Source organism: Halopseudomonas sp. L-58, from assembly GCF_056859475.1.
Window position 1 is genome coordinate 21,133 of the sequence record NZ_JBSXON010000018.1, and the last position, 6,256, is coordinate 27,388.

Here is a 6,256-nt window from a genome sequence, read left to right on the forward strand (position 1 = left end):
AGCCTGAACCAGGAACCGCTCCATGCAACACCTCGCCAATCTGGACCCCGCAGTCAATGCCATTCTCGGGGACTATCCAGGGCATGACGGACATGACGAGTTGCTGAGCGGCAACCAGCAGCCGCGTGCTCACTGGCAAGGCGTGCTGGATGATATTGTCCAGCTCGGGCCCGACGTGCTGGCTGCTCGCTCGGAAGAAGCGCAGAACCTGCTGCATGAAAATGGCGTCACCTTCAATCCTTACGAGGACGATCCGGGTCAGTTGCGGTCCTGGCAACTCGATTGCGTGCCCTGGGTCCTTCCCACTCAGGAATGGGATGTGCTGGAGGCTGGGCTGAAACAACGCAGTCGTCTGCTGGAGCATATTCTTGACGACCTCTATGGTGCCCGGCGAATCATCAGTGAAGGCCTGTTGCCCCCCGAGTTGATCTACACCCATCCCGGGTTTCTGTTTTCCGCCGCTGACGATCCGCCGCAGGTGGAGCGGCCGCTATTGATTTTCCACGGTACCGACATCATCCGCGATAGTCAGGGGCAGTGGCAGGTCCTGGCTGACTGGACCCAATCGCCGGGTGGCGCGGGTTACGCGCTGGAGAACCGCATCACATTGGCCCGCGCGTTGCCCAGTCTCTACCGCGATGCGCCGATCAAACGGCTGGCCGGCTTTCTGCAGGCTCAGCATCGCTGCCTGGCCAGCCTGGCCAGCACACACCGAGAGCAGCCGAATATCGTTCTGCTGTCGCCAGGCCCGGGTAGCCCCGGTTACTTTGAGCATGCCTGGCTGGCCAATTACATGAACTTCTCGCTGGTCGAGGGCGATGACCTGGTGGTGCGCGACGGCCAGGTTTCCATGCGCACCCTGGGTGGCCTGAAGCAGGTAGATGTCATCCTGCGGCAGATCAACGATCCGTGGTGTGACCCGCTTGAGCTGCGCCCCGACTCGCTGCTGGGGGTGCCGGGGCTGTTGCAGGCCGCACGCTGCGGTAACGTACATATCGCCAATGCATTGGGTGCCGGCATTTTGGAGCATCCCGGCCTGCTGGCCTTTCTACCGAGCCTGTGCCGTGAGTTGTTGGGGGAAGAGCTGCTGCTGCCATGCCGGGAAACCCTGTGGTGCGGAGATCCGGCCGCACTGGCGCAGGTACGCGCTGAACTGGATGGTTGGGTTCTGCGTGATATCAGCAAGCCGGGGCGACTCTATCGCGCTGACCAGATGGGCCTTGAGGCGTTGCGTGACCTGCGCATCAGCATGGAGCGCCATCCGTATCTGTTTACCGCCCAGCGACACATCGCACCGGCGGTAGCGCCGGGGTTCAATCCGCAGACCAAGACCTTCGAGCGCCAGAGCGCCACGCTGAGATTCTTCAGTCTGGTAGAGCCTGATGATCTGACCAAACCGGTCAATGAACGCAATTATCGGGTGATGCCAGGTGGCCTTGCCTGGGTCGGGGAGCCAGGCGCGCCGCTGATGAAAAGCCGCCTGGTAAAGGATGTCTGGGTCACAGCACCGGTGCCGCAGCCGCACATCAGTCTGCTGAGGCAGGCGCTGGGTCCGATTGTCGTGACCCGTGATGGCAAGGACTTGCCTTGCCGTGTTGCCGAGAGTCTGTTCTGGATGGGGCGCTATGGCGAGCGGCTGGATATTCGCGGCCGTCTGCTGCGCGAGGCGCTCGCCCGGCTGCTGCAGGATGACCGGCAGGAGAGTGGCTCGCAACTGATGCCGGACCTGTTGCGGGCGCTGGATATTGCCGTCGATCCGGATGCCTTTGCGGACGAAAGCCTGCCTGCCAACAGCCGCTTTCCGCGTGAATATATCGTAACGCGTGATCGTCTGCTGCAGCTGTTTGCTGATGACCTGCCCGACGGGTTGCCTGCCATCTTTGCCCACTTTGTGCGCAATAGCCGGGCGGTGCGCGATCATTTGGGCGACGACACCTGGCGCGCGATCAACAGCTTGCGGCAGCATTTTAATAGTATGTCGCGAACGCGAGGTGTCGTGGTAGGGCAGCGCCATCTGGAAGCGATGGTACTGGACCTTGCTGCATTCTTCGGCCTGTGCAACGAAACCATGCCGCATCACTACGGCTGGCGTTTCCTCGACATTGGCCGCTTTATCGAGCGCACACTCGGGTCTCTGGAGCTGCTGAAGCTGGCCCTGCTGGATGCCGATGAACCGGGTATTCCACTCTGGGAGGTGGTGCTGGCCACGACCGACAACCTGACGGTGTACCGGCGTCGCTATCGCTCGCAGCTGCACCCGCTGGCCATTCTCGACCTGCTGCTGTTTGATGAAACCAATCCGCGCTCGGTCGGCTACATGCTCAAGCGTCTGGGTCGACAAATTGCCAAGCTACCCTCACCGGGTAGTTCGCCCTATCGCAATCTGGAGCAGCGGCTGATCATTCAGGCGACCAGTTGCCTGCACCTGGTCGATATTGAGACCCTGACCGACTTGGAAGGCTCGCCCGCTGCGCGGGAGGCCTTGAGCAACCTGCTGGATCAGTTGATAGAACCTATGTCTGAATTGTCCAACGCGCTCTCGCATAGCCACTTTAGTCATGTTGAAGCTCCCCGCCAGCTGGTAAGTATGCACTACACCGGCCAGCCCTGAATCGAGGTCTCCACGTTGAGATATCTGTTGCGGCATACCACGCATTATCAGTACAGCGGCGCTGTGACGCTAAGTCACAACGAGGCGCGCATCCTGCCCCGGGTATTGCCCTGGCAGGACTGCAGCAACACCCAACTGGTAATCACGCCTATCCCTGATCGGATGAGGGAGCGCACCGACTTCTTCGGCAATCGGGTGGTGTACTTCTCGATCGAGTCGCTGCACGAAAGCCTTGATGTAACGGTCACCAGTGAAATTGTTACCCATCCCCGGACCAGCGCCGATATCTTTTCCAGTATCAGTTGGGAGCAGGCGGCCGAGGAGCTGAGACACGATCCGCGACAAACCAATCGCGATGCTCTGGATGCCCGCCTGTATGTGCTTGACTCGCCGTTTATCTTTCAGAGTCCGGGATTGGCCGATTATGCACGCAGCAGCTTTACCCCGGGGCGCAATCTGGTCGATGCCGTACTGGAGCTGAATCAACGCATCTTCAGTGAGTTCACCTACGATCCGGAGTTCACCACACTGGCAACGCCGCTTCAGGATGTGCTGGCAAGCAAGCGCGGTGTCTGTCAGGACTTTGCCCATTTGGGCATAGGTTGTCTGCGTTCCCTGGGGCTCGCAGCCAGGTATGTCAGCGGCTATATGGAGACCTTGCCGCCGCCTGGTCAGCAGAAGCTGCTGGGAGCCGATGCCACGCATGCCTGGCTGGCGGTTTTTGTGCCCGGCTGGGGCTGGCTGGAACTGGACCCCACCAACGGCTGCGTACCGGATGAGCGCTATATCATTCTCGGCTGGGGCCGGGATTTTGCGGATGTTACGCCGCTCAAGGGGGTCATGACCGGGGGCGGCGACCACAGCCTCAGTGTGGCGGTGGATGTATTGCCACAAGAGGAGGGTGCGCAAGGTCAGGTGAGAGATCTTGTCTGACGTGCAACCGGCGACGTGATGACCTGACTGGCTCTGCCAGATAACAAAAAACCGGCCAAAGCCGGTTTTTTGTTGGGTGCGGCTTGGTGCTTGCCGCTGCAGCGCTTGCGCGTTACATGTTCGGGTAGTTCGGGCCACCGGTGCCTTCCGGCGCGATCCAGTTGATGTTCTGGGACGGATCCTTGATGTCGCAGGTCTTGCAGTGTACGCAGTTCTGCGCATTGATCTGGAAGCGCTTGCTGCCATCGTCATTGCTGACAACTTCGTATACGCCAGCCGGGCAGTAACGCTGTGCCGGTTCGTCGTACAGGGGCAGGTTTTTCTCCAGCGGAATGCTCGGGTCTTTCAGCGTCAGGTGGATCGGCTGGTCTTCTTCATGGTTGGTGTTGGACATGAAGACCGAAGACAGCTTGTCGAAGCTCAGTACGCCATCCGGCTTCGGATAGTCGATCTTGGTCGCTTCGGAGGCTTTCTTCAGGCAGGCGTAATCCGGCTTGGTGTCGTGCAGGGTGACCGGAATCTTGCCACCGAACCAGTTCTGATCGATGTAGTTGAACGCACCACCGAACAGCGGGCCGAACTTGTGGATTGCCGGGCCGAAGTTACGCGCTGCGAACAGCTCTTCGTACAGCCAGCTGGACTTGAAGCTATCAACGTAGTTGGTCAGCTCGTCACCGCCTTCGCGGCCAGCCTGCAGGGCCTCGACGATAGCGTCAGCCGCCAGCATGCCGGATTTCATCGCAGTGTGGCTGCCCTTGATCTTGGCGAAGTTCAGAGTGCCGAGGTCACAACCGATCAGAGCACCGCCCGGGAAGACCATCTTCGGCAGCGAGTTGATGCCGCCCTTGCAGATGGCGCGTGCACCGTAGGCAACGCGCTTGCCGCCTTCCAGGTACTGCTTGATGACCGGGTGATGCTTGTAGCGCTGGAATTCGTCGAACGGCGACAGGTGCGGGTTCGAGTAGGACAGATCGATGATCAGGCCAACGACTACCTGGTTGTTTTCCAGGTGATACAGGAAGGAACCACCGGTGTTTTCGGTACCGACGATGTCCAGCGGCCAGCCGGCGGTATGAACAACCAGACCTTGCTGGTGCTTGGCCGGATCGATGTCCCAGATTTCCTTGATGCCGATACCGTAATGCTGGGCGTCGGCTTCGGAATCCAGGTTGAAACGCTTGATCAGTTGCTTGCCGATGTGGCCGCGGCAGCCTTCTGCGAACAGGGTGTACTTGGCGCGCAGTTCCATGCCGGGGGTGTAGAACCCGTCTTTCGGGTTGCCTTCACGATCAACGCCCAGGTCGCCGGTCAGGATGCCGCGAACAACGCCGTTCTCATCGATCAGGGCTTCCTGGGCAGCAAAGCCCGGATATACCTCTACGCCCAGGCCTTCGGCCTGTTCGGCCAGCCAGCGGCACAGGTTGCCGAGGGAGATAATATAGTTGCCATGGTTGTGCATGGTCTTGGGAACGAGCATGTCAGGCAGCTTGGTAGCCTTCTCTTCGCTGGTGAGCATATAGATGTCATCGCGAACGACGGCGGTGTTCAGCGGAGCGCCAAGCTCTTTCCAATCGGGGAACAGTTCTTCCAGGGCGCGCGGCTCGAATACGGCACCGGAGAGAATGTGGGCGCCGACTTCGGAACCTTTCTCTACGACACAGACGCTGATTTCCTGACCGGCTTCAGCAGCCTGTTTCTTGATTCGACATGCAGCTGCCAGGCCAGAGGGGCCGGCACCTACGATGACAACGTCAAACTCCATGAATTCGCGTTCCACTATCTCTCTCCTAACTCTAGGCCCGTCACATGTATCGATTCTTTGTTGATCTGCCATGATCGATTAAGCCGCGGAGTATAACAGCCCGTGTTTTGCGCTCCAACGCTAAGATGGCGTTTTGATCGTTTATTAGACCTTTAGTCGAATTGCTCCTATTGACCACCTGTGCGTGGAAAGTCATGATAGAGAGCTTTTGAACGTCGGGCTCCATCTGGTCTGATCGTGAACGATCCTCTTTTTATAGTCACGATTATGGCCGGCCCTGTTTTGGCTACACATTGAATGAGGCAATCATGAAGGTACTTGTAGCGGTTAAGCGGGTCGTTGACTACAACGTCAAGGTTCGCGTCAAGGCGGACAACTCCGGTGTTGACCTGGCCAACGTCAAGATGTCGATGAACCCCTTCTGCGAAATCGCCGTAGAAGAAGCAGTACGTCTGAAAGAAAAAGGCGGTCCTACCGAGATCGCCGTTGTTACTGTCGGCCCGACCTCCGCCCAGGAACAACTGCGTACCGCGCTGGCACTGGCTGCTGACCGCGCCGTTCTGGCCGAGTCCGCCGACGAGCTGAGCTCGCTGGCCATCGCCAAGGCGCTGAAAGCCGTTGTCGACAAGGAGCAGCCGCAGCTGGTCATCCTCGGCAAGCAGGCCATCGACTCCGACAACAACCAGACCGGCCAGATGCTGGCTGCGCTGTCCGGCTACGCTCAGGGCACCTTCGCCTCTGAAGTGGCTGTTGAAGGCGACAGCGTCAAGGTCACCCGCGAAATCGACGGTGGTCTGCAGACCGTTGCTCTGAAGCTGCCGGCCATCGTTACCACTGACCTGCGTCTGAACGAGCCGCGCTACGCGTCGCTGCCGAACATCATGAAGGCCAAGAAGAAGCCGCTGGAAGTCGTCAAGCCGGAAGATCTGGGCGTGAGCACCGCATCGACC

Annotated in this window: 4 protein-coding genes; 3 read left to right on the plus strand and 1 reads right to left on the minus strand. The window is 59.4% G+C overall.

Translation table 11 applies throughout. From position 1 onward, the window contains the following. Window positions 1-22: 22 nt before the first annotated feature. Together AC13EY_RS00825 and AC13EY_RS00830 are read left to right on the plus strand one after the other, a co-directional pair. Window positions 23-2,611: a circularly permuted type 2 ATP-grasp protein gene (locus AC13EY_RS00825; RefSeq protein WP_228245011.1), complete on the plus strand. Its 2,589-nt coding sequence runs from the start codon at window positions 23-25 to the stop codon at window positions 2,609-2,611. Between the two features lie 15 nt (window positions 2,612-2,626). Next, complete coding sequence (locus tag AC13EY_RS00830; protein WP_228245010.1) at window positions 2,627-3,544, plus strand: transglutaminase-like domain-containing protein; 918 nt, start codon at window positions 2,627-2,629, stop codon at window positions 3,542-3,544. A gap of 112 nt (window positions 3,545-3,656) precedes the next feature. Here the strand turns inward: AC13EY_RS00830 and AC13EY_RS00835 are convergent, their stop codons facing one another. Further along, window positions 3,657-5,321: an electron transfer flavoprotein-ubiquinone oxidoreductase gene (locus tag AC13EY_RS00835; RefSeq protein ID WP_088277884.1), complete on the minus strand. Its 1,665-nt coding sequence runs from the start codon at window positions 5,319-5,321 to the stop codon at window positions 3,657-3,659. A 293-nt stretch (window positions 5,322-5,614) separates the two neighbouring features. Here AC13EY_RS00835 and AC13EY_RS00840 point away from each other — a divergent pair. After that, window positions 5,615-6,256, plus strand: a 642-nt coding sequence (locus AC13EY_RS00840) for an electron transfer flavoprotein subunit beta/FixA family protein (RefSeq protein WP_482890389.1), incomplete at its 3' end; no start/stop codon positions are given.